22 protein-coding genes are annotated in these 22,306 nt (G+C 67.6%); 19 read left to right on the top strand and 3 right to left on the bottom strand.

What is annotated here, in order from left to right; all coding sequences use genetic code 11:
• Positions 1-9 precede the first annotated feature (9 nt).
• Both MFF30_RS07975 and MFF30_RS07970 read left to right on the top strand, forming a co-directional pair.
• Complete coding sequence (locus MFF30_RS07975; protein WP_238278518.1) at positions 10-585, top strand: hypothetical protein; 576 nt, start codon at positions 10-12, stop codon at positions 583-585.
• A 171-nt stretch (positions 586-756) separates the two neighbouring features.
• Positions 757-1,017, top strand: a complete 261-nt coding sequence (locus MFF30_RS07970; protein WP_238278516.1) for a hypothetical protein — start codon at positions 757-759, stop codon at positions 1,015-1,017.
• A gap of 337 nt (positions 1,018-1,354) precedes the next feature.
• On the opposite strand, the gene MFF30_RS25945 is transcribed toward MFF30_RS07970, so the two are convergent.
• Positions 1,355-1,486, bottom strand: coding sequence for a hypothetical protein (locus tag MFF30_RS25945; RefSeq protein WP_283205877.1), 132 nt, complete (start codon positions 1,484-1,486; stop codon positions 1,355-1,357).
• 136 nt (positions 1,487-1,622) lie between these two features.
• On the opposite strand from MFF30_RS25945, the gene MFF30_RS07965 reads away from it, so the two are divergent.
• The 11 genes from MFF30_RS07965 (at position 1,623) to MFF30_RS07915 (ending at position 17,300) form a co-directional block, all read left to right on the top strand.
• Positions 1,623-2,057 (top strand): hypothetical protein, encoded by a 435-nt coding sequence (locus MFF30_RS07965; protein WP_238278514.1) that lies wholly within the window; start codon positions 1,623-1,625, stop codon positions 2,055-2,057.
• A 20-nt stretch (positions 2,058-2,077) separates the two neighbouring features.
• Positions 2,078-3,019, top strand: a complete 942-nt coding sequence (locus MFF30_RS07960; protein ID WP_238278512.1) for a phage tail tube protein — start codon at positions 2,078-2,080, stop codon at positions 3,017-3,019.
• A 10-nt stretch (positions 3,020-3,029) separates the two neighbouring features.
• On the top strand, positions 3,030-3,470 hold the full coding sequence (locus MFF30_RS07955; protein WP_238278510.1) for a phage-derived protein YdaY family protein: 441 nt from the start codon (positions 3,030-3,032) through the stop codon (positions 3,468-3,470).
• A gap of 29 nt (positions 3,471-3,499) precedes the next feature.
• Positions 3,500-3,697 (top strand): DUF7697 family protein, encoded by a 198-nt coding sequence (locus MFF30_RS07950; protein WP_238278508.1) that lies wholly within the window; start codon positions 3,500-3,502, stop codon positions 3,695-3,697.
• Positions 3,687-7,196 (top strand): phage tail length tape measure family protein, encoded by a 3,510-nt coding sequence (locus MFF30_RS07945; protein WP_238278505.1) that lies wholly within the window; start codon positions 3,687-3,689, stop codon positions 7,194-7,196. Before MFF30_RS07950 ends, MFF30_RS07945 begins: the two co-directional genes overlap by 11 nt.
• Entirely contained in the window at positions 7,193-7,621 is a 429-nt protein-coding gene (locus tag MFF30_RS07940; RefSeq protein ID WP_238278503.1) for a hypothetical protein, read from the top strand. Before MFF30_RS07945 ends, MFF30_RS07940 begins: the two co-directional genes overlap by 4 nt.
• A complete protein-coding gene (locus tag MFF30_RS07935) occupies positions 7,621-8,136 on the top strand; it encodes a DUF1833 family protein (RefSeq protein WP_238278501.1) in 516 nt (171 codons plus the stop codon). Before MFF30_RS07940 ends, MFF30_RS07935 begins: the two co-directional genes overlap by 1 nt.
• The gene (locus MFF30_RS07930; protein ID WP_238278499.1) at positions 8,133-8,564 is read left to right on the top strand and encodes an NlpC/P60 family protein; all 432 of its coding nucleotides are present in this window, start codon (positions 8,133-8,135) and stop codon (positions 8,562-8,564) included. The genes MFF30_RS07935 and MFF30_RS07930 overlap by 4 nt, the downstream gene beginning before the upstream one ends.
• Positions 8,554-11,487: a TipJ family phage tail tip protein gene (gene gpJ, locus MFF30_RS07925; protein ID WP_238278497.1), complete on the top strand. Its 2,934-nt coding sequence runs from the start codon at positions 8,554-8,556 to the stop codon at positions 11,485-11,487. The genes MFF30_RS07930 and gpJ overlap by 11 nt, the downstream gene beginning before the upstream one ends.
• Before the next feature lie 82 nt (positions 11,488-11,569).
• The gene (locus MFF30_RS07920) at positions 11,570-13,858 is read left to right on the top strand and encodes a hypothetical protein (protein ID WP_238278495.1); all 2,289 of its coding nucleotides are present in this window, start codon (positions 11,570-11,572) and stop codon (positions 13,856-13,858) included.
• A 1-nt stretch (position 13,859) separates the two neighbouring features.
• A complete protein-coding gene (locus MFF30_RS07915; RefSeq protein WP_238278493.1) occupies positions 13,860-17,300 on the top strand; it encodes a hypothetical protein in 3,441 nt (1,146 codons plus the stop codon).
• Between the two features lie 31 nt (positions 17,301-17,331).
• Here the strand turns inward: MFF30_RS07915 and MFF30_RS07910 are convergent, their stop codons facing one another.
• The gene (locus tag MFF30_RS07910; protein WP_238278491.1) at positions 17,332-18,129 is read right to left on the bottom strand and encodes a hypothetical protein; all 798 of its coding nucleotides are present in this window, start codon (positions 18,127-18,129) and stop codon (positions 17,332-17,334) included.
• A 618-nt stretch (positions 18,130-18,747) separates the two neighbouring features.
• On the opposite strand from MFF30_RS07910, the gene MFF30_RS07905 reads away from it, so the two are divergent.
• The 6 genes from MFF30_RS07905 (at position 18,748) to MFF30_RS07880 (ending at position 21,692) form a co-directional block, all read left to right on the top strand.
• Positions 18,748-19,473 (top strand): glycoside hydrolase family 108 protein, encoded by a 726-nt coding sequence (locus tag MFF30_RS07905; protein WP_238278489.1) that lies wholly within the window; start codon positions 18,748-18,750, stop codon positions 19,471-19,473.
• A gap of 11 nt (positions 19,474-19,484) precedes the next feature.
• Positions 19,485-19,634 (top strand): hypothetical protein, encoded by a 150-nt coding sequence (locus MFF30_RS07900; protein WP_238278487.1) that lies wholly within the window; start codon positions 19,485-19,487, stop codon positions 19,632-19,634.
• Between the two features lie 124 nt (positions 19,635-19,758).
• A complete protein-coding gene (locus tag MFF30_RS07895) occupies positions 19,759-20,253 on the top strand; it encodes a hypothetical protein (protein WP_238278485.1) in 495 nt (164 codons plus the stop codon).
• A gap of 228 nt (positions 20,254-20,481) precedes the next feature.
• On the top strand, positions 20,482-20,769 hold the full coding sequence (locus MFF30_RS07890) for a hypothetical protein (RefSeq protein ID WP_238278482.1): 288 nt from the start codon (positions 20,482-20,484) through the stop codon (positions 20,767-20,769).
• The gene (locus MFF30_RS07885; protein ID WP_238278480.1) at positions 20,766-21,224 is read left to right on the top strand and encodes a hypothetical protein; all 459 of its coding nucleotides are present in this window, start codon (positions 20,766-20,768) and stop codon (positions 21,222-21,224) included. The genes MFF30_RS07890 and MFF30_RS07885 overlap by 4 nt, the downstream gene beginning before the upstream one ends.
• A 117-nt stretch (positions 21,225-21,341) precedes the next feature.
• Positions 21,342-21,692 (top strand): hypothetical protein, encoded by a 351-nt coding sequence (locus MFF30_RS07880; RefSeq protein WP_238278478.1) that lies wholly within the window; start codon positions 21,342-21,344, stop codon positions 21,690-21,692.
• Positions 21,693-22,074: 382 nt separating this feature from the next.
• On the opposite strand, the gene MFF30_RS07875 is transcribed toward MFF30_RS07880, so the two are convergent.
• On the bottom strand, positions 22,075-22,306 hold a 232-nt coding region (locus MFF30_RS07875), incomplete at its 5' end, for a hypothetical protein (RefSeq protein ID WP_238278476.1).

Raw genomic sequence — 22,306 nt, 5'->3', positions numbered from 1 at the left:
GAGGCTTTCATGGCTTCGCGCGTCGCCCTGGCATTTTGGGGCCTCATCCTCTTGGCCGGGCCAGCCCGCGCCGAGCCGCCGCCGGCTATCGCCCCGGGCGTTCCCACCAGCGTGACGCTGCAGCCGGTCGCGGTCTACGACGCCGACGGCAATCAAGTGTTTGGTCCCGGCGGTGGGATAGCCACCGTGCCGTTTCAGCGTCTCGGTAAAGCTTTCGCTTTGCCGGTCAGCACTACGCCGCAGACCTATGCCATCGTGCAGCCTGCAGGCGCCAAGGCCTATCGCGGCATCAATCCCTGCTCCGTCGATATTGTGATCTCGACGGTGACCGCTTCCATGCCGGCCGCCACGCAGCCGGTCACAATGGGCGGGAAGACGATCCCGAACGTGCAGATCGTCACTTCGCCCACCGGGGTCGTGAACGAGTTCGAGGACACGTACTTCATGGCCCGGTCCGGGCGCATCCTGAGCAGCTCGGCCAACCCGATGTCCGGCTCGATCCGTTACGTTTCCATCATGGCCCTGGCGGACCCGGGCGCCACGCACTGCGCCTTCCGGCTCGGTTACGGCGGGGGCGGAAGCTGATGCGCGCCGTAGCACTCCTGCTGTGCCTCGCACTGGCCATCACGCCCGCACGCGCGGAGGACGAGGCTTCTCCAGGCATGGGGCCGATGGGGCCAACGGGAGTGCAGGGTGAACAAGGGCCTGCCGGCCCCGTTGGTCCTACGGGGCCGCAGGGCACCGAAGGGAAACAGGGTGACCCAGGACCACAAGGAAACACGGGACCGGCTGGCGCAGCAGGGCCTGCGGGTCCTGCAGGCGCAACAGGACTTCGTGGCCCAGACGGCGCTCCTGGCGCTCGAGGCGCAGATGGCGTGGCTGGACCTGTGGGCCCGGCCGGTCCTGCTGGCGAGCGCGGACTTCAGGGCGTCGCAGGACCGGCAGGCGCGAACGGCGCGGCTGGTCCGAAGGGGGATACCGGAGTCGCTGGCCCGGCAGGGCCTCAGGGTGCTGTAGGAGCGACCGGCCCGGCCGGTGCGCAAGGGCTGACGGGAGCGAAGGGTGATGCAGGCGCAACCGGCCCCCAAGGTCCGAAAGGCGATGCGGGTGCTGCTGGGGCATCTGGCCCGGCTGGGCCCATCGGCCTCACAGGCAACACGGGCAGCGTTGGACCTGCAGGACCTGCTGGCCCCACCGGAGCAACCGGCGCCCAAGGCCCCGCGGGGGCGACAGGAGCGCAAGGGCCGGCCGGCGCAGTCGGCGCCACCGGCCAGACCGGGCCCCAAGGCGCCACGGGTGCCCAAGGCCCCCAAGGCGTAGCCGGCGCGGCCGGCGCCCCAAAGCGTGTCGAGCGCTACACGGCCACGTCCACCGCCAGCACAACGGCGCCGGTCGCGACCTTCACGTGGGTGGCGTGCACCACCACCCCGGACGTCGACATCATCCCCACGTGGTCGGGCGACCAGATGGTGGTCGGAGGGGTCATCTCGCAGACCCTCACCGGGGCCACGGTCGCGGCGAAGCGCTCCCGCGGCACGCTGCTTCTGACCGCCGGGCCTTTCGAGCCTGCGCCTTCCACCGCCGTCACCATCCGCGTGATCTGCAACTGACCGGATGGCCCGATGCCGAGCACACGTGAACGGGTGATCCAGGCTGTCGCGGCCCTCGTGAAGGACGCGCTGCCCAAGGCGACGCACTACCGGAACGAAGAGAAGCAGAAGACCATCCCCGTCGGCGGCTACGTCAACGTGGACGACGGCGATCCGGGCGAGCCCGAGGTCACGCTGAACCCGACGACCTGGATCTATGAGCACCAGATCCCGGTCGAGGTCGCGGCGAACAAGAGCAGCGCGCTCCCCGCCGAGGTCCGCCTCGACACCATGCTCATGGTGATCGGCGCGGCCGTGGCGGCGAACCGGACGCTCGGCGGCCTCTGCGACTACCTCATGTTGCATGCTGCCCAGACCGAGGGCCTGACCACCGAAGGCGCCGCCGCCTCGCGCTATGCCCTCGTCAACATCGTCGCCGTCTACGGCACGACCGATCCCCTGAACTGACCCCACCCGAGGAGACCACCATGGCCCGAGCACGCGGCGCGAACGCCATCATGGCGGCTGCCTTCGAGACGACCTACGGCACCCCGCCGACGACGGGTTACCGGAAGCTGCCCTTCGTCTCGTCGAACCTCGGCGAGGAGCAGGGTCTGATCCAGTCCGACCTCCTGGGCTACGGTCGCGAGTCGCTGCCGCCCACCAAGGACGTCATCAACAACGACGGCGACGTGGTCGTGCCGATCGACCTGCGCAACTTCGGCAACTGGCTGAAGCTGTTCATGGGCGCGCCGACCACCACCCTGGACGCCGGCGGCAACATCCACGTCTTCACCTCGGGCGCCATCACGCTGCCGTCTTGCACCGTCGAGGTCGGCCTGCCGGAGGTCCCGAGCTACGGCCAGAACTACGGCGTCCGCGGCAACACGATGCGCGTGCAGATGCAGCGCTCCGGCCTGCTCACCGCCACGCTCGGCCTCATCGCACAGGGCGAGAAAAAGCTCACGGCCACGGGCGCCGGCACCCCGGCCGAGGCCTCCGTCGAGCGCTTCTCGCCGTTCCAGGGCAAGATCACCCGCGACGGCGTCGACCTCGGCTCCGTCGTCTCGGCCGACTTCACCTATTCGAACAACCTCGACAAGGTGGAGACCATCCGGGGCGACGGGCGCATCGAGGACGCTGACCCCGGCATGGTCATGATGTCGGGCAACATCTCGGTGCGCTTCCGCGACACCGCGCTGCTCGACCAGGCCACCGCCGGCACCCCCGTGGAACTCACCTTCGGCTGGGTCACGGATGCCGGCCGCTCCCTCATCTTCAAGGCGCACGCCGTCTACCTGCCGCGCGCCAAGACGCCGGTCACCGGCCCGAACGGCGTGCAGGCCACGTTCCCCTGGCAGGCCGCCAAGGACATGACCCTCGGCAAGACGGTCACCGTGACCCTGACCAACAACGTCACCAGCTACTGAGGTCGGAACCGTGCTGAAGCTCTCCCTCGACCTCGGGCCGTATTGGGTCGACCTGCTGCCCGGCGTCCGGATCCGGTTCCGGCCCATCACCGTCGCATCGATGCTGATCGCCCGCGAAGCCGTGGGCAAGGTCTACCGAGGCGAGGATCAGGCGGACGTCGGCGTGCGCGCCAACGTCGCCTTGGTCCGCGAGCTCGCGCAGCGCGGGATCGTGGAGTGGGAGGGTGTGGGGGACGGCGAGGGCAAGCCGGCGCCGGTGACTCCCGAGAACATCGACGCCCTCCTCAATCACTGGGGCGCCTACGACGAGATCGACGCCCGATACGTCTCCCCCGCCCTGGAGCGGGGTGCGGAACAAAACGTCTCATCGAGCTTGCCCGTTGGCACTTCGGAGGCGGCGCCAGCTACTGCGACGCCTGCGGAGAGCAGTGCCCCGAGTGCCCATACCTGACGCATGAAGCCCAGACCGACGAAGGTCTGGTGACCTGGGCCGTGCTTGAGCGCTGCGGCGGCCAGGTCCGCGCTGGCATGGGTTCGCCCTACGCCCTCGACTTCACCGCCGTCCTGCTCCTCGCCGACGCCATGGGCGCGCGCACCGCGCTCCTCGCCGACGTGCTGCCGTCCGTCGAAGCCGTCATCGTGAAGGCCTACCGAGAGGAGAGCGAGAATGCCGACTAACATCGCGATCCGCCTCGGTGTCGAGGGTGGGCCGGAGATCCGGCGCGAACTCGATAGCGTCGCTCAGTCTGGGCAGGCCGCCTTCCAGGGCGTCGCCGCCGCAGCGGATGCCTCCGGCGTTGCCGTCGACCGCCAGACCGCGCGCTACCAGAAGATGGCGCAGGCTGCGCGTGAGGCTGAAGCGCAGTCGCGGGCGCAGGCGAACATCAACAACCTGCTCGGCATCAGCCCGCCGGCGGCCGGCGCCGCGCGCGCCTCGGCCAGCGTGTTCGAGTCGCAGGCCGTGGCTGCGGAGGATGCCGCGCGCCGCGTCGGCAACGCGCAGAAGAGCATGGCTGCCGGCTTTCAGGCCCTCCAGGCCCAGGGCAGCGCCCAACTGGCGGCCATCCAGTCGCAGGCCAGCACCCGTGCGGCCAACCTAGCGGCAAGCCAGCGGCTCGGCTCAATCGGGGTGACGCCTGCGGTGGCGTCAGCCAACGAGAACGGGCGCCTGCGTCAGGATCAGGCTCAGAACCTCCTCTACCAGGGCGGCGACATCGTTGCTCAGCTCGGCAGCGGCAGCCCCCTGAGCATGATCGCGCTCCAACAGGGGCCGCAGATCGCGCAGGTGTTCGCCGGTTCAGGCGGCGCATCGATCAAGGGTGCCGCGACGCAGGCCACCGAGGCGGTCGGGCGGCTGTTCACCCGCATCGGCGTCGGCGGCGCGGCGTTCGGCGCTGTCACCTTGGCGGCCGGCGTCGGCGCCGCTGCCCTGCTGTCCTACCAGAACTCGATGCGCGAGACCGAGCGCATGTTGTCTGGCGTGGGCCGGGCGTCTGGCGTCACGGCCGAGCAAATCAACACCTACGCACGAGCCGCAGCGGACGCGACGGGCATCGGCACCCGGGCCGCCCGTGAGGCCGGCGCCGAACTGGCCTCGACCGGACGCATCGGCGGCGACATGGTCGCTAAGCTCGTCGGCAGCCTCAAGGACTACGCGAAGACGACCGGCCAGGATGCGCCGGAGGCCTCGCAGGAACTCGCCAAAGCCTTCGCGGACCCGACGAAGGGCGCGGACCTCCTTAATGAGCGCCTAGGCTTCCTCGACGACCGCACAGCGCAGACGATCCGTCGCTTGCAGGAGCAGGGCGACCGGCTCGGTGCGCAGCGCATCCTCTTCGACGCCTATGCGGGCAGCCTGACCAAGGCTTCGGAGACGACGAGCGCCTGGGGCCGCGTAACCGAGACGGTGACGGGCTCTATCGGCGACGCCTGGGATCGCCTTGGGCAGCACATCGACCGGGTGGTCACCGGTGGCAGCCTCGAGGACCGCATCGCCGCGGCCCGCAAGGTTCTCGCGGAATCCGAGGCGTTGCAGCAGAGCGGCATCGGCCGGGTGGCGGGCGGCCTGTTTGGGCAGGATCCCGTCAAGGACCGCGCGGCCCTGGACGCCCTTCTGCGCCAGCAGGATGAGCGCTCTCGCCGGGCGACACAGGCTTCCGCTGCTCAGAACTCCCGCGAGATCGGCGATATCGTTCGACAGTTGGACCCGGCCGGCGCCGCGTTCGACCAGATGCAGAGCCGCGTGGAGAGGCTGCGCAAAAACATCTCGGACCCGATCCGCTTCGGCCTCGACCCCATACTGCTCGCACAGACGCAGACGGCGTTTGAGCGCCTGAGCGTCGCGGCGCACAACATGCGCGAGGACATCGAGAAGTTCGGCGACCCGGCCATCGCAGCAGCTGCGCGGCAGTCAGGCCTTCGTAGCCGTTTGGCCACTGAGGATGCCAATCCAGTTGAGCGGCAGATCGCGGAACGCCGCTTCCAATATGAGGAGGAGCTTCGCAGGCGCAGCATCGACCCGGCGGCCACGCGCAAGAGCATCGCCAAGCCTTTCAATGACCGTCTTGCTGACCCGAACCTGGACCCGCGAGAGCTCCAATCCATAGTCGCAGCGCGTGAGGTGGCGCTGCGCGTCATCGCTGAGCGCGAGGGGCTGACGAAGGTCCTCGAGACCGACATCAGCACCATGAAGAAGGAGACCGAGTCCCGCGCGTCACGCTCGCAGAACGTCAACTCCTACATGGAGCGCGCTATTGGCGTGGAGAGTGGCGGCAAGACAGATGCGAAGAACCCGCTCTCGACGGCGACAGGCCTCGGCCAGTTCATCGAGCGCACGTGGCTCGGCCTATTCAAGGAGCGCTTCCCTGAGCGTGCCGCCGGCATGTCGCGCGACGAGATCCTGGCTCGTCGGACGGATCGCGGGGACAGCGTCGAGCTGTTGCGCGTATTCACTGAGCAGAACGCGCGAGCGCTTGAAAAAGCGGGTCTCGCGACAACGGACCGAAACCTCTACCTCTCGCACTTCGCGGGCGCTCAGGGCGCTGCCGACCTGTTGCGCGCCGATCGTAGCGCAAGCGCCGTGTCGGTCCTCGGTGCAGATGCGGCTAAGGCGAACCCGACCATCGTAGGCGGCGGCCGGACGGTTGGCAGCGTCATCGACTATGCCGACCGCGTCATCAACAAGAACGCCCCCGCCGTCCGGGCTTCGGAACGCGAAGTGGCCGGCCTCCGCACGCAGATCACTCTTACCGACCAGACCACCGAGGCGGAGGCGCGCAGGCAGAAGATCCAAGAATTGCTGAACGACGATCTGCAGCGCGGCGGCGCCCTGGGGCGTACGTTCGCGACTGCGCAGGACCTGATTAAGGCCTCGGCCTCTCAGCTCACGCCGGAATTGGAGGCTCAGCGCAAGGTCCTCATCGAGACGGCCAACGACTACGGGAAGGCGCAGGCCGGCCTCGAGAACAGCCGGATCGGCCGGGACATCCTGTTCGACCGCTCGCAGATCGACCGGACCTCGCAGGAGCAGGGCGTCGCCTCTCGCCTGCGCGGCACTGGCCTCGGCATGGACTCGGCTGAGGCTGGCGCGCTGCGGCTGAACGACAACCTCCGGCAAACGCGGGACCTCGCCAGCGGCGTCTTCAGCGGCATGCTGTCGGACCTGCGCCAGGGCGTGAGCGCCGCGACGCTGCTGGGCAACATCACCAACCGCTTGGCGGACAAGCTCCTCAGCACCGCATCGGATCGGATCATCTCCGGGCTGTTCTCCGGCGGCGGCGGAAAGGATGGTGGTGGCGGCTTCCTCTCCGGGCTCGCCAGCCTGTTCGGTTCGGCCACCCTGCCGAAGTTCGCCGAGGGTGGCGTCAGCGACGGCCCGTCGATCTTCGGCGAGGCCGGACCGGAGGCGGCGGTGCCCCTGTCGCGCGGCCGGGCCATCCCGGTCGAGTTGCGCGGCCCGCGCTTCCAGCCTGTTGCGGCCGCCAACTTCAATCAGCCGGCGCCAGTGCTCGCTCTGAACGTCGTCAGCCCACCCGGCTACGTCGCCCAGACGCGCATGGTGGATGACCAGAAAGGCGGCCGGCGGCCCGAGGTCACCTTCGCTGAGGTGACCGCCAAGGGCATCCGCAGCCCGCAGGGTCAGGCGGCCCTCAACCAGCGCAGGCTCGCATCCACGTGATCCCCACTTGGCCTGCCGACCTCCCGCAACGGGTGCTCGCCGATAGCTTCAGCGAGACCCTGGCCGACGGACGCCTTCGGACCTCGACCGAGACCGGGATGGGCAAGTCTCGTCTCCGGTTCTCTTCGGCGCCGAAGCCTCTCGCCGTCGCCTTCAAGGTCGACCCCGACCAGAAAGCACGTCTCGAGCGCTTCTGGATCGAGGAGATCGCTAGAGGGGCGCTGCCGTTCCTCATCCAGGACCAGACCAAGGATGGGCTCGCCATGCTGACGGATGACGGGCTGCAACTGCTCGACGACGCCGGGCAGCCCCTGCTCATCAGCGCTTGGTGGCTGGTCATGATCGGCGAGGGGCCGCCGGTCTTCACGACCCGCAACCGCGGGATGACCTACACCGCCGCCTTCCCCCTTATGGTGATGCCCTGATGGGACGCCTCGTCTCCCTCACGGTCCGGGCCTCGGCGAACGCCGAACAGACGGACCAGATCCCGGTGGTGCTGGTCACCGTCCGGCATCCAAGCCTGTCGGCCCCGGCCTACCTGTCCAGCGACCCGACCGAGCGCATCTCGGCGGACCCGCTGAAGTACGGCACCCGCCACCAGGGACAGGTCTACGACTTCGTTCTGATGGGCACGGTCCTTCCCGACGACGAAAAGGACAGCCCGCCGAAGACCACCCTGGCCTTCGAGAACGTGGATGCGGACATGGCCAAGGCCATCCGGTCCATCACGCCCGGGACCTACGCCAGCGTCGACTATGTCGTGGTGCTGGCCGGGAGCCCGGACATCGTCGAGGCCCGCTACACGAACCTGCGTAGCGTCCGGGGCTCCTACGATGCCGCGCAGGTCTCGCTCGATATCTCGGCCGAGCCGCTGACCGCCGAGCCCTGGCCGGCCGGACGGATGACGGTGAGCCGATTCCCGGGGCTGTTCGCGGCATGACGCACTGGTCCGTCCCCTACATCGGCCTGCCCTGGCGCGAGAAAGGCGACACCCGCGAGGGCGTCTCCTGCTGGGGCCTCGGCGTGCTGCTCTATCGCGAAATCGCCGGCATCACGCTGCCGACCTACGCTGAGGCCTTCGCCACCTCGTCCGAGCGTGCGGAGATCGCGGCCATCATCGACGGCGCGACGAGCGCGTGGCCGTGGAACCTCGTGCTGCCGGGTCAGGAGCGCAACCTCGACGTGGCGATCTTCCGGCGCGCAGGCATGGACACCCACGTCGGGCTCATCTGCGGGCGCGGGCGCATGCTCCACATCACCCACGATCAGGAAAGCGCCATCGTAGACTATCGCTCCGGGCGCTGGGCGCACCGGCTGGCCGGCATCTACCGGCATGCGGACCTGATGGAGCGCCCCCTTGGTCTCTGACATCGCCGTCCTGGCGCTGCCGCATCTCGACCCGACCTTTGGGCGCATCGAGGCGCGGGCGCTGCCGGGCTCGACCATCGCCGAGATCATCGCGCGGGTGCTGCCGCAGGCGGCCGGCGCGGTTCGCGAGCGCCTGCGGGTCTTCGTCGGCGAGCACGTCATCCTGCCGGGCCTCTGGCACGCCGTGCGGCCCAAGGCCGGCACGCAGATCGTCATCCGTGTGGTCCCCGGCGACGACATCCTGCGCAACGTGCTCACCATCGCGGTGACGGTTGGCGCGCTCGCCCTCGGGCAGTTCTACGCGCCCGCGCTGGCCGGTTCACTCCTCGGCATCGGTGGGTCGGTCACGGGCGGCCTCACCTCGGCGCTGTCGGCGGCCATCACCGGCTCGGCCCTCATCGCCGGCACGCTCCTCATCAACGCGCTGATCCCGGTCCGCAACAAGGGCCAGGACGCCCCGACCTACGCCATCCAGGGCCTGCGCAACCAGGCGACCCCGGACGGTGTCGTGCCGTCCATCCTGGGCTTCCACCGCTACGCCCCGGTCTACGCCGCGCTGCCCTTCACCGAGGCCATCGGCGACGACCGGTATGTCACGGCTGCGTTCTGCTTCGGGTACGGCCCCCTGGCGATCCGCAACGTCCGCATCGGCGAGACGCCGATCGAGCGGTTCAAGGACGTGCAGATGGAACTGCGCGAGGGCCGCCCGGGCGACGAGCGCCTAGCCCTCTATCCGCGGCAGGTCGTGGAGGTGTCGCTCTCGATCGAGATCAAGAACTCTGGACCCACCGGCGGCCCACAGTCGCGCTTCACCGCGCCCGACGCCGCCAGTGCCTCCATCGACATCACATTCCCCGGCGGCCTCGGCGGCTTCAAGAAGGACGGCGGCACGGTCAACGTGACGGTGGATCACCAGATCCGCTACCGGCGCGCCGGCACCGACGACTGGACCACCACCACGGTCTCGGTCACGAACAAGAACAGCGGCAAGCCGCTGACCCGCACCTTCCCTTTGAGCTTCCCGACGCGCGGCCGCTACGAGATCGAGGTCACCCGGACCACGGGCGACCAGCCCGACGACCAGTCGAAGGCATCGACGCAGCGCATCTCGCGGTCTTCCTGGTCGGCCATGCGCTCGTTCCGACCCGAGTACATCATCAACTTCGATCAGCCACTGGCGCTCGCCGCAGTCCGCATCCGCGCCTCTGGGCAGCTGAACGGCACGCTGGACGAGCTCAACGCAGACCTGTTCTGCATCTGCCCGGATTGGGATGCGGTCTCGCAGGCCTGGATCACGCGCGAGACCCAGAACCCGGCCTCGCTGTTCCGGCACGTGCTGACCGGCCCGGCCATGCGCTACCCGTTCGGTCTGGACGAGGTCGCCGACTTGGCGGACTGGCACGCGTTCTGTGTCGCCAAGGGGCTGACCTACAACCGGGTCCACGACTACGAGGCGTCCGTCCTCGACGTCATCTCGGACATCGCAGCCGCCGGCCGCGCCAGCCCGCACGACACCGGCGAGCGCTGGGGCGTGGTCATCGACCGGATCATCGATACCGTCACGGCGCATATCAGCCCGCGCAACTCCTGGGGCTTCCAGGGCGAGCGGGCGTTTTCGAAGTTCCCCGACGCCTTCCGGGTCTCGTTCCTCGACGAGACGAACGGCTACGCCAAGGCGGACCGCATCGTGCCGTTTCCGGGCTTCTCGGGCGATCCGAAGGTGGTCGAGAAGCTGGACCTGCCGGGGCACACGAACCCGGACATGGTCTGGCGGGAGACGCGCCGCCGGCAGTACGAGCTCATCCACCGGCCCGACACCTACACGGCAAATCAGGACTTCGAGGCGCTGGTCGTCACGCGCGGGGACCGGGCGCAGCTGAGCCACGACGTCCTCGACCGGACGATGGTCGCGGCCCGGGTCACGGGCGTCCGTGATGGGCTAGTCTACCTCGACGAGGCCGTGACCTTTGTGTCCGGCCAGGCCTACGCCTGCCGCTTCCGGCGCGCCGACGGGGCGAGCCTCCTGCGCACCGTTACAGGCTACGGCGAGACCCACGCCTTCAGCCTGACCGGCACCGGGGATCTGCCCGAGGTCGAAAACCTCGCGTTCTTCGGCCCGGCCTCGTTGGAATCCTTCGCCTGCACCGTGAAGGGCGTCGAGGCGATGGAGAACTTCACCGCCCGGCTGACGCTGGTGGATCACGCCCCGCAGATCGAGCAGATGGTCGACGCCGAGGCGCCACCGCCCTGGTCCGGGCGCGCCGGCGCAGAGGCGCAGGCCAACACCGACGCCCCCGTGGCCCCGATCGTCACCGGCGTGGCTTCGGGCCGCGAGGCTGCGGCGGCCGCTACCGACGCCGTGCCCTATCCCGTCGTCGTGTCGCTCCAGCCGAACCCCTCCGGCACCGTCACGGTGGTCTCCTATGCCGTCCGGCACCGTCTTCTCGGCGCGACGGCCTGGACGACTACCACGGCGGACGCCGGCAGCGGCGCCGTGCTCCTGCCCGGCTACGCCAAGGGCAACCAGATCGAGTTCCAGGCGCGCGGGATCTCGGCGCTCGGCACGCTCGGCGAACTCACGGCCCTGATGACTCACGTGGTGGCCGCGACCGACCCCATCGGCCCGGTCGCCCCCGAGGGGCTGACGATCACCGCGCAGGCCGGCGGCGCCCGGGCGTCTTGGACGAGCAGCGCCAGCGCCGACAACGCAGCCTCGCAGGTCTACGTGGCGACCGGCACCTCGGCGGCGTTCTCGACCGCGGCGCCCTACGGCGATCCCATCGCCAGCGGGCCGAACGTCGGCCTCTCGCTCGACCTCGACCTCGACCCCGGCCCGTACAGCGTCTTCGTCGTGGCGCTCGATGATGATGCGCCGCCCAACGCCTCGATCCCGCGCGGCCCGGTGAACGTCACCGTCGTCTGACGCCTCGGCCTCCGGGCCCTCCTGAACCCTTCGATCCGACGCGGGTGCCCTCCGGTGCCCTCTCCAGTGCTGGGAACCGCCCATGGCCGAGAACGGCATCCGCACGATCAACCTGCCGCTGGACGATTCCAATCCGGCCGTGGAGGTGATCGTCCATGCGCAGATCGGCGGGCAGCAGACCCTGCGCCGGCAGAGCCTCGGTATCTTCATCGCGCGCGTTCTCGCGCTGGCGACGGAAGGCGGCGGGGCCAGCGCGCCGGCGGTGCTCGCGACCCTACTGGCGCACGGCTTCACGCTGGACTCGAACGGCAATCTGCACCTGACGGAGGTCGAAGCGGGTCTGGCTGCCGAGATCATCCGCGCCAAGGCAGTCGACACCGGCCTTTCGACCCTCGCCGCTGCGCAGGGCCGCCGCATCCGCCCGGCCTTCACGCGCCCCCGCCGGGAAAACGGCGGCTTCTACGTCCGCGACGGCACGTTCGAGGCCTGGGCCCCGGTCTTTGCACCGGCGCGCGACATCCCGGACGCGGCCTCCCTGACCACCTTTCTCCAGGGGCTCGGCGCAGCACCCGCCATCACGCGCTTCCAGTTGCAGGTCTACCAGGTCGCCGCGTCTGCCGTGGACAGTTCCCCGCCGGGATCGGGCGCCCTGGTCTACCCGCTGACGGACTATGCCGCCGCCGACGTGCTAGAGGACCCCGCGCATCCGACCCGCGTCCAGCGCGCGACCTTCCTGACGCCCGGGCTCGGCACGCTGACCGCGGGCAGCGCCTATGTCTTCGTGGTCTACGCCTTCCTGGCCAACGGCAGCCCGTCGTCCTTCGGCATCGCGCAGGGCGAGCCCGTCGCCGGATCTTCGCCGCGCGATTACGGGTGGGTGCGGGTCGGCAGCAACTGGAACGGCGTTCAGAACTCTCCCATCGCCTATGAGATCGGGGAAAGCGTCGGCGCACCCGACAGCAATCTTGACGGGCCTCTGATCGAGCGTGTCTCGGCAGTCGGTCAGCAGAAGCTTCATTGGCCCGGCTTGTCCGCGCTGATCCCGGAACTGCGGCTCGATCACGGTCGCTCATCGGTGATCTTGGCGGACCCCACCAACGCGCAGCGTGTGCAACTGGTCAGCTTTGGCCGGCCCGGCACCGTCACCCGCACGATGACACTGCCGATCCAGGCCGGGCGCCTTGCCCTCGGCCACGAGTACGTGCGCAACGTCAGCGTGGTCCGCAACAGCGACGGGGCGCCGCGTACCGAGGGCACGGACTACGTCGTCGATTATGCGGCCGGGGACATTTTTAATCCCAACGCCGGCTCCGGGAACGTCGTCTGCCGCGTCACCTATACGGCCGACCAGACCCGCTACGACGCCCTCTGGATGAACCCTCAGACCGGCGAACTCGGCAACACCGCCGGGTCGGAGCGCGGCAAGGACGTTGCCGAGTACCTACCCAGCGTCCCGCCTGGGATGGTCCACCTCTACAACGTCTACGTGACGGCTGCGAACGGCATCGACCTCGTGCCCATGTACGAACACCGCGACGGAGTGCGTGTCGGCGCCGAGGGTGAGTTCCTGGCCTGGAACAGGGAGATGCGCGCACGCCTCCCGAACCTGCTCCGAAAGATGCGCGCGGGCGAGACGATCACGATCTGCCAGGTCGGCGACAGTATCCAGGCGCAGGGTGGCCAGACGCAGGCGCAGTGGACCGTCGCGAATGGACCCAGTCGGGACAACCCGAACATCTATCTGGCCGGGAACGGGGTCGGGCAGGACTTCATCGACAGCCTGCCGCGCTACGATCACGGCGACGGCGATGGCCCGATCCACATGCACATCGGATGGATCTGGCACCTGAAGGCCGCTATCGAGGCCTGTTCGAACTCGACCGTCATCATCAAGAACCTCGCCGTCGGCGGATCAGATGCGGGGCAGGTCGCGCCGGGCTGCAACTCGCCCGAGATGCTGGCCGCCTACCAGGCCACGGGCGCCGACCTGTTCCTGACCAATCCGGGCATGAACGCGATCGGCAACCCGGCCCTGGAGCTTCAGTGCGTCTCGCTGTTCCGGCAGCTTCGCGGGTTCGGCGGCGAGGTCATCGACATGATGATCCCGCTCACCCCGCAGGTTGGGCAGATCGCCGACCTGTCGGACTGGTGGGACTCGAACAACGATAAGGTTCGCGCCGCCGAGTGCGTCAACGATGAGACCGGCGGCGTCGCCTACGTGCCGGCCGGGCTGATCTGCAATCCCGACAGCCTCGGCCCCCTCGGCCTCGCACGCAGCACCCTCTGCGTCGCCGGCAAGAAGAACCACCCCGGCGCCCGGGAAATGGTCGCCTACGGCCGCATCCTCGCCAGCATCGCCAAGGGAGCCTGAGATGGCGCTTCAGATCGAGTTCGCACGCCTTGCCGAGGGCACCGGCCAGCGCACTCCGCTCGGTGGCTCAGTCCTCTCGGTGACGACGTCGGCAACGGCGCCCGGGGCCCAGCCGACGACCCCGAACATCGACGGCCTCCTGATCTCCCTGCGCAGCGACGTCTGGGCGAAGGTCGACATCGCCGCCAGTCCCGATCCGACCGGCGCGGCCTCGTCGATCGTGATCGTCGGCCCGGGCGCCCCCCAGGTGATCAAGGGACGCAAAGGGCTCAGGGTCGCCACGGTCGGGACCGGCGCCCCTGGCGGCGCAAGCAGTGCCGATCTTACTGCACTTCGAAATACGCTCGAGGCTGCGGCAGGCACCATCACGCAGGAAATCATTCGCGCCAAGGCGGGCGAGACCACGGCGCGCACGCTCGCGGCCCCGAAGTTCACGCTGGCTAACCGCCCCTTCACCGCGATCTCAAACGGAGCCCAGTTCTTCGACGGGTTCTCGACGGTCGGGGCAACGGAGGAGAGCGGCGGCTTCCGCATCCCGGCCGGACAGACGGGGCGGAACACGCAGGTTCGCGCGCGCTGTGTGCTCAAGCCTGGCGAAGCCGTCCTGCGGGCCGGGCGTCCGGCGACCTTCGTCGGCACCTTCCGCACCTCCATCGACATCCTGAACGCGGTCAAGGACGCGGCCGGCAACGGAACGCTGGTGTTCGTCGGCGATGGCTCGGCCAACCCGGTGACGGTGCGCGCCTACGCGATCGCCCTCGATACCCTCTGCCTCGAGGGCAGCGTGGTCCTGACGGGCACCGAGACCCAGATCAATCTCATCGGGTTGGTCGGCAGCACGACGGCGCCGGTCGCGGCCGATGTCACGATGGCCCTGATCTCGACCGAGTGGTTCGTCTCCGACGCGACCGGCACCACCGACGTGCTCGACACTCGGCTGGCGCCCCTGCCGATGGCCGTGGGCGAACTGATCAGCGTCTCGACCAACTTCTACCTGTCGCTGGCCAACGGCGCCGCGGCTGCGTTCCAGGGGCGCGGCTTTCGCATCCCGGCCGGGTCCAGCGGCAAGGGCACGGTCGTGGCGACGGAACTGCCGCTGACCGGCCTCGACGTCGGGACCGTCGTCCACCCGCGCTTCGTGTTTCAGGCCTCCTCGGACATCGAGGCCACGACGATCCTCTACACCTACGGCGTGACGATCGACTACCTCGACGGGTCGCAGGGCGCTGGCGGGATCTTCACCCTCAGGCGCGTCTCGGCCGGCGTCTACGAGGCTGCGGGTGATGTCACGATCGCTTTCGGCGCCAAGACGCTGACCTACTATCTCGGCGTGGCCGAGGGCTCGGTGGCCGTGCCGGCCATCAAGATCGTCGCCCTGCGCCAGATCCGCATGGATATCGTCTCGACGCCAGGCACGACCACGGCCTCGGCCCAGGTCCAGCGCTACGAGGAAGCGGTGCGCTCGCGCATGCAGCACCGCCCGACCTACCGCGACAACGTCACGGTGGCGGCGGACGGCTCGACCGACTTCCTGCGCGTCCGGGCAGCAGTCGACGCGGTGCGCTTCGCCGCCTCGGCCGACGAGCCTAACACCGTGTTCGTGCGCGGGGGCGACGTGCAGGCCTGCACGCCCACGGCGTCGATCGACCCGGCAAACTTCGTCAACATCGCGGGCGTCGGCGGGGCCGAGGCCAACAAGCTGCTCGGGCTGTTCCCGGACAACCAGGCGAACCAGTTTCAGATCCAGATCCTCAACCTGAAGACCAGCGGGCGCTTCAGCGACCTCTGGTTCGAGGGGCGGAACATCCGCTACCCGGGCCATCTGGAAAGCGGCAACTCGCGCGAGCGGGCGGTCCAGGACTTCCTGCGCTGCGTCTTCATCCACCGGGGCGCCACGACTTGGGCCAACACCACCGCCATCGGCGTCGGACACCATGCCGGCAACCGACAGACGTTCCTGTCCTGCACGGCACTCAGCCCGACCTCGGCCTTCGGCTGCCACGACAACACGAACTGGAACGAGCCCGCCAGCGCGCTGTTCGAGGGCGGCTCGCTGACCGCGACGAACGACGACGGCACCTGCATCGACGCCACCAGCATGGGGTCGGGCCAGCTCTCGACCATCACGGCGCGCGGCGTCACGCTCGCAGGGTTCGTCAACCTCGGCTGCGTCTACACTATCCCCGGCGTGCTCCTGGAGAACCACCGGGCCAACCGCTACGGCTACCGGGTCTCGCTCGAAGGCTGTTCGCCGGTCGATTGGGTCGCGACCTGCAACGTCTCGTGCCTTGCGCTCGGATCGGTGGCGGGGCCGACCTCGGCGGTGGCGTTCGACGGCCCCCTGTTCAAGGCGCTGTTCGGCCCGAACCCGGATGTGCGGCGCGGTGCGGCGGACTATCCGGCCGTGGCCTACAGCTTCCATGCAGTGGAGGTGCAGGACGGCGAGCCCGACCCCGGCGTCGGTCTCGGCCCCCGGCTCGGCGATCTCAGCGCGGCGCCTTTGAGCGGCACGCTCGTGTTCGACGGCGGCGCCGCGATCACGCTGACGGCGGACAAGAACTACAACCAGTTCAGCAACAGCGGCGTCATCAGCGACCTGAACGCGAAGCTCGCCACGGCGATGGGCGGCAGCACGGGCGGGCGCATGTTCCGTCTCGCCAAGCCCTACCAGAACCGGGGCCCGGTCTATCAGCCGGACCGCGAGGGCAACGGCCTCAACGTCGACACGGCCACCATCCTGAAGGGTCAGCCCTTGGCCTGGGTCGGCAAGCACGTTCGCCAGATGACGGGGGCCGACACGATCAACCGCTTCGCTGGCTTCGCGCTTGACGATGCGATCCCCGGCGACAGCATCCGCTTCCAGCGCACCGGCTGGATCAACGACAAGCACCTCCTGTTCTCGGCCCTGCCCACCTCCGTCGTCGGCGACATCTTCGGTGTCGGTGCCACGCCGGGCGTGCTCACCAAAGGCGCGGATCGGGGCCTGCTCCGCGTCCGTCAGGTCGCCACGCGCGGGCTGGTCTTCGAGATCCTGGACCCGAACCGTGCCGATGCCGGCCCGTTCTCGGCGGCCAAGGCCGCGCCCACCAACTTCACGATCATGGGGGACTACGAAGACTTCCTGCAGACGGACTTCGTCGCCACGGGGCGCACGCTCAGCGCCACGGCCGACCTCGCCTTCTTCCAGAACGGCAGCATGGCGATCCAGTGTCTGGCGAGGCTCAAGCTCACCGATCTCGCGACCGGTGCCGTCTTGGCGTTCGGTCCGAGCCGCGGCGAGGTGGCCGTGCCCAACACCCTGCGCAAGCGCGGTGAGATCGGGCTGGTCGCTCGCAACCTCCAGATCGGCGGGTCCTACCGCGTGACCGTCCAGGCCTATCGCGGCACAACGGACGGCAGCACCGAGGTGCATGACCAGTACCTACAGGCAACCTGCAACTAGGTCATCCGGTTAGGGGCGCAAGATGTTTACGCTAGATCGCCAACGGACGAGATCTTACAATACGGTCAGTCTCAGCCTCAATGATCACCAGGATGCCTTGAACTTTGCGCATAATTGCATAGAGGCGCCTGTAGATATCTTCTCCGGGCGAAGGGGAGGCCTGGCTGAATACTACTCGCGTGGAGATTTCGACATTGTACTCAGATACCGGCTGGCCCGATCTGAAGAGTACCAGCTCCTTCTTGGAGTGATCCCAGAATGGTCGGAAGGTGGAAAGAGCCGGATGGGGACCGGCGCTAACGAATGTGCCGCCAATCACGGTAAGACCCTTCACATCAAGCGCACAGTCAATCAAAGTGCGATGACTTTTGATATTCCTCATTTTATCGAGGGAGTAGAGAAGATCATCCCCACCTACGTAGGGCCGGAACGACATCGCCAGTTCAATGATTTCCGGGTCAGCCTCCGATTTGGGCCTAATCTTTCTCCTAGCGTCCTTTTCATCGCGCCCGAAAGGGAATTCCAAAAGGTCTGGCCGCTCTGGCTCGCGGCCAAGCAGGACTCGGGTGCTCGCGTAGATAGAATGGTCGAGACAGGATCGAAAGGCGTTGACGGCTTCGTAGAGCAGCACACTGAAATCGCTTATCGGAGCGCGAACAATGCGGGCCTTATGGACATAGTCTCCTCTATCTTCATCGTGCTCAAGGATGATTTCATAGGGGTCGGAATCCGTGAAGGCTCGCGTGTCGATGCCGATTTGCTCGACGTGCTGATCCGCCCGAATGAACAGCCGACTGGTACTGTCGAACGCCTCTTCGATGGTGATCATAAGGTCCCCTAGAAATCGAACCCCAAACTCCTCCGTTAGACCAATAGCTCGGTCAAGCCACAGCCGTACGAAGCGCCACCCGGCCCAAGCCTGACACGACTCCTCAAAATCCAGGATGCGTCAGCCGCGGAGCATATGGATCACGCACCCATGTCACAGGCATGGGTTGCGAAACGGGCGCTTCCACTTCGCAGTCTTCTGACAGCGGGGGTACGTAGTTATCTGGGGCCTCAATGTCCGGCCGAGCGTAGGGCTGTAGGTCATCTACGTAGTTTTGCTTCCGAAGTGGCGTCGACATTCGCTATGATCAGTCCGTTTGCTGAAACTCTAATACGCTCGTTCGGCCCCATAGCCTCTGATGTTATCGGATGGCAATCGGTTTTACCCCATGATCCCGAGATCACCGTGGCTTGCACCCGGCTCGCGCCTGCAGGCCGGGAGGGGAAGTAGGGGTCGTACAGTTGGTCTGCTGACAACGCTGGCCGCTCACGCCGGACCACCGCCACCGCGCTGCTAGGGGTCTCGTTCGACATCCGTCCGGCTCCTGAGGGGGCAGCGCTGATCCTCTCCGGCATTCTGCCGAGCGATTCTTTCCATTCCGACAATCTGGAGACCATCATGGCCGCAGCCAACTTCGAGCGGGCGCTTCCGCTCGTCCTCAAGCACGAGGGCGGGTACGTCGATCACCCGAAGGACCCGGGCGGCGCGACGAACCTCGGCGTCACCATCGGCACCCTGTCGTCCTGGCTCGGCCGGACGGCTACCAAGGCGGATGTGAAGGCGCTCACCCGAGCCACGGTCGCACCGATCTACCGGAAGAACTATTGGGCCGCGATCCGGGCCGACGAACTGCCGGCCGGGCTCGACTATGCCGTCTTCGACTTCGCGGTAAACTCGGGGCCGAAGCGCGCCGCCATGGCGCTTCAGCGTGCCGTGGGCGTGGCCGACGATGGCGTGATCGGCTCCATCACCCTGGCCAACGTCGCGAATCGGCCGGTCGATGCCACGATCGAGCGCATCATGGCCGACCGCATGACCTTTCTCCGACGGCTCTCGACTTGGCCGACGTTCGGCAAGGGCTGGACGGCACGCTGCGACGGCGTGCTGAAGGAAGCGCTGGCCATGGCCACGGCCGCGCCGCTGCCGGTCCCGCCCGTCGCCGTGTCGCCGCTGCCGGCGCCCGCTGCGCCTGCCGGCCCGCTCGTTGCCCCCGCGCCGCGCGCCAGCGGTTCCGTGGCCGCTCCAGCGCCGGCTTTACCCGGTCCGAGCACCGCTCCGGCCCCGGCCAAGCCCGGCTTGGGTACCCGCCTCGCGTCTTGGTTCATGCGCCCCTGGTTCGGCTGAGGGGGACCGCCATGCCCGCCCTCATCGTCTTCGCCGCCGGGGCCGCCCTGGCGCTGGCCCTGGCTGCGCTCGGCCCGGCGATCGGATCAGCCCTCGTCGCCGGCATCGTCATCGGCTTTCTGATCCGCCCGCTGCTGATCAGCATCCTCGAAAACTGGTGAGCGATCAAAACCCCATCAAGAACCAAGCGTCTGATCCGGCTGCGCAAAATGCGCTTCGATCAAATGGCGATCAAATCCCGAGCCGGCCGGGCCCGCCGCGCAACCCCTGACATTGAGATCCACCATGACCCGCATGCTCCTGCTCGCGGCGCTGGCGCTCGCCTGCGTCCTGTCGCTGTCCCCGGCCTTCGCCGCCGAGGACACCACCGTCGCTCTCTCGGCCGCCCCCTGGATCGAGATGGTGCGGGAGATCCTGCTGACGATCGTCATCCCGGCCGTGGCCGCCTACGTCATCGCAGCCCTGCGCCGGACCTACCCGATGGCCGCCCTGTTCCTGACGCAGCGGCGCGTCGAGCAGCTGGGCAACGCCGCTACCGAGTTCGCCATCAACGCCATCCCAGGCGCGGTGAAGGAGGCCAAGCTGTCGGTGAACGTCGGCTCGGCCGTCATCGCCAAGGCGGTGCAGTACGGCATCGACGCCGCCCCCGCGAAGGCCATGGAGGCGGCCGGTGGCCCGGAGGGGCTGGCCAAGATCGTCTTCCGCAAGCTGAACCTCGAAGACGATGCGAACGAGGGGAACACCCTCCTGCCGGCGATCGCTGCGGTGCGCTTGAAGTAGCCCGGCCCGCCGCCGATCCGCGCCTCGGACCTGTGAGATGCAATGGCTCCCGAAGAACGACGGTACACGGCTGCCGAATGGCTCGACATCCAGGGCCAATATCGGGAGCAGCCGAAGCGGGGCGTCCGGGCGATGTTCCCGGACCCCAACGAAGAATGCGACCTCGGGCCTTTCATACCGACAGGCGGCTACCGACCGCCGCGCGCACCACCGGAGCCCTCCTTCAAGATGCACGCGCATCTGGAGGCGTGGTTCTCGTCCGTCAGCGCTGAGGATGTGAAGCAGCTTGAGGCGATCCTGAAGCTGCGGCCCGAGACCGTGGCCTGGATCGCGGAGAAGAACCCGCGCGAGCTCAAGAGCCTCGACGGAGCCGTGGAGTTCGTCACCTCCTCGCGGACCGCGGCGAAGGTACTGGCCTGGTGCTTCGTCACCGCCGCGACGGCGTTCGACCTGGTCGTCACGGCGGCCAAGAACGGAATCGACCTTTTCCAGATCGTGCGGGGCGGCAAGGGATGAACCTGCGCTTCTTTGGCTTCTTCGCCCTCGGCGTCATCTGCGCCGCGATCCTGATCCCCTCGGCGATGATCTGCTGGTGGGCGGCCGACCGGCACATCCCGGTGGACGTGCTCAACACGGAGGTGGTGACGCCGGTCGTGAAGCCGGGCGGCAAGCTCATCATCCGGCAGACCATCCGCTACACCCGGGACTGCCGGGGGCACGTGGACCGGGTGATGTACGATTCGGCCACGCATCGGAAGTGGCTGGCCGACGTCGACTACGAGCGTCCGCCGCGGGGCCTGGGCGAGCACGTGGTCACCTTCGTCGAGGACGTGCCGAGCTACTTCGAGCCCGGGCCCGCCTCGTACCGCGCCGTGCCGGTCTACTCCTGCAACCTCGTGCATCAGTACCTCTGGCCGCTGACGCGCGACGAGACGGTGATCCGGTTTAAGGTCGAGGGGACGCCGTTCTAACGATCAGCTATCGATGGGGAATGCCACATATTGTGAGGCCACCGCCCCTTGCGATCTGCATCCCTGAAGCGCTAGGCAGACGCCTGTAATCGATCATGAACAATAAGAAGCGTACCGATGGATGAAAATTGGACTGATAAAGCAAAATCTACGTTATACGGATTTGATGAGTCTTGGTACCTTCGACAGTACCCAGATGTTGCGGTTTTCCAGGGAAGCCCCCTAGAACATTATCTGCATCATGGATGGAAAGAAGGCCGTAGGCCGAGTGCAGGGTTCGACGGCGAGGGTTATCTTGCTATGAATGCTGATGTGCGAGAAGCCAGGGTCTGTCCACTGCTGCATTTTTTGGAATATGGCATCATAGAGGGGCGAGGCGGCTGGCATAGCGAGTATGTTGAGTCGCAAAATCTCGATCAACGTCAGCTGCCCGAGCCTAAGGCGGATTCAGAGACGCTCGGCGAATAAGGCGATGCTTTCGAGGTATCCGCTGCGCTGGATGATCCCACAATTGATGGAAGCGGGATCGGCCTGACCTGCTACGAATCAGGCCCCTTCCTCCCGAGGGCGCAAATGACCTCACCCGCCCGGCGTAAGCCGAGGCGGGTTTTATCGTTCGCTTATGGTCTACTGGCAATTGACGAGCGTCTTGACGGTCTTCATCACGTATGCGTGACGATATCCATTACAGAACTCTTGCGGATCCGCCGGAACTCGAAGCGACCCTACGGGGGTGCTACTACGGAAACGCTTGAGCGAAAGCTTAAGCTCGACGCACTCAAGCCCGAGGCCCGGGAGCAGATCCAGCAGGAACTGCAGTTGCGTCGCCTGCTGCAGCCGCTCAGATAAGTCAGTCCCTTTCTGGGGGCATCGACGTCATCCTCAGCCCGCCCGGAGAAATCCGCGGTAGCTTTTTCACACGCGCGTGATGCAGCCTGAGGCAAGCTTTCAAATCCAGATTGCAGACGCCCTCAGTTGCCAACGCCCCGGCAATCTGCGGCAACACCTTCACCCGCCCGGAGCAATCCGCGGCGGGTTTTTCACACGCCCGTGATGCAGCCTCAGGCAAGCTTTCAAATCCA

The organism is Methylobacterium goesingense (genome assembly GCF_022179225.1).
Classification (GTDB): domain Bacteria; phylum Pseudomonadota; class Alphaproteobacteria; order Rhizobiales; family Beijerinckiaceae; genus Methylobacterium; species Methylobacterium goesingense.
This window is presented reverse-complemented; position numbering and strand designations above follow the sequence as displayed.

Excerpts from the sequence above, each read along its gene's own strand:
- MFF30_RS07900 (WP_238278487.1), top strand. The coding sequence starts at position 19,485 with ATGCCCGCCCTCATCGTCTTCGCCGCCGGGGCCGCCCTGGCGCTGGCC.
- MFF30_RS07895 (WP_238278485.1), top strand. The coding sequence starts at position 19,759 with ATGACCCGCATGCTCCTGCTCGCGGCGCTGGCGCTCGCCTGCGTCCTG.
- MFF30_RS07880 (WP_238278478.1), top strand. The coding sequence starts at position 21,342 with ATGGATGAAAATTGGACTGATAAAGCAAAATCTACGTTATACGGATTT.
- MFF30_RS07935 (WP_238278501.1), top strand. The coding sequence starts at position 7,621 with ATGGGACGCCTCGTCTCCCTCACGGTCCGGGCCTCGGCGAACGCCGAA.
- MFF30_RS07910 (WP_238278491.1), bottom strand. The coding sequence starts at position 18,129 with ATGATCACCATCGAAGAGGCGTTCGACAGTACCAGTCGGCTGTTCATT.
- MFF30_RS07965 (WP_238278514.1), top strand. The coding sequence starts at position 1,623 with ATGCCGAGCACACGTGAACGGGTGATCCAGGCTGTCGCGGCCCTCGTG.
- MFF30_RS07945 (WP_238278505.1), top strand. The coding sequence starts at position 3,687 with ATGCCGACTAACATCGCGATCCGCCTCGGTGTCGAGGGTGGGCCGGAG.
- MFF30_RS25945 (WP_283205877.1), bottom strand. The coding sequence starts at position 1,486 with ATGACCCCTCCGACCACCATCTGGTCGCCCGACCACGTGGGGATGATG.
- MFF30_RS07915 (WP_238278493.1), top strand. The coding sequence starts at position 13,860 with ATGGCGCTTCAGATCGAGTTCGCACGCCTTGCCGAGGGCACCGGCCAG.
- MFF30_RS07885 (WP_238278480.1), top strand. The coding sequence starts at position 20,766 with ATGAACCTGCGCTTCTTTGGCTTCTTCGCCCTCGGCGTCATCTGCGCC.
- MFF30_RS07890 (WP_238278482.1), top strand. The coding sequence starts at position 20,482 with ATGCACGCGCATCTGGAGGCGTGGTTCTCGTCCGTCAGCGCTGAGGAT.
- MFF30_RS07930 (WP_238278499.1), top strand. The coding sequence starts at position 8,133 with ATGACGCACTGGTCCGTCCCCTACATCGGCCTGCCCTGGCGCGAGAAA.
- MFF30_RS07960 (WP_238278512.1), top strand. The coding sequence starts at position 2,078 with ATGGCCCGAGCACGCGGCGCGAACGCCATCATGGCGGCTGCCTTCGAG.
- MFF30_RS07975 (WP_238278518.1), top strand. The coding sequence starts at position 10 with ATGGCTTCGCGCGTCGCCCTGGCATTTTGGGGCCTCATCCTCTTGGCC.
- MFF30_RS07905 (WP_238278489.1), top strand. The coding sequence starts at position 18,748 with ATGGCCGCAGCCAACTTCGAGCGGGCGCTTCCGCTCGTCCTCAAGCAC.
- MFF30_RS07920 (WP_238278495.1), top strand. The coding sequence starts at position 11,570 with ATGGCCGAGAACGGCATCCGCACGATCAACCTGCCGCTGGACGATTCC.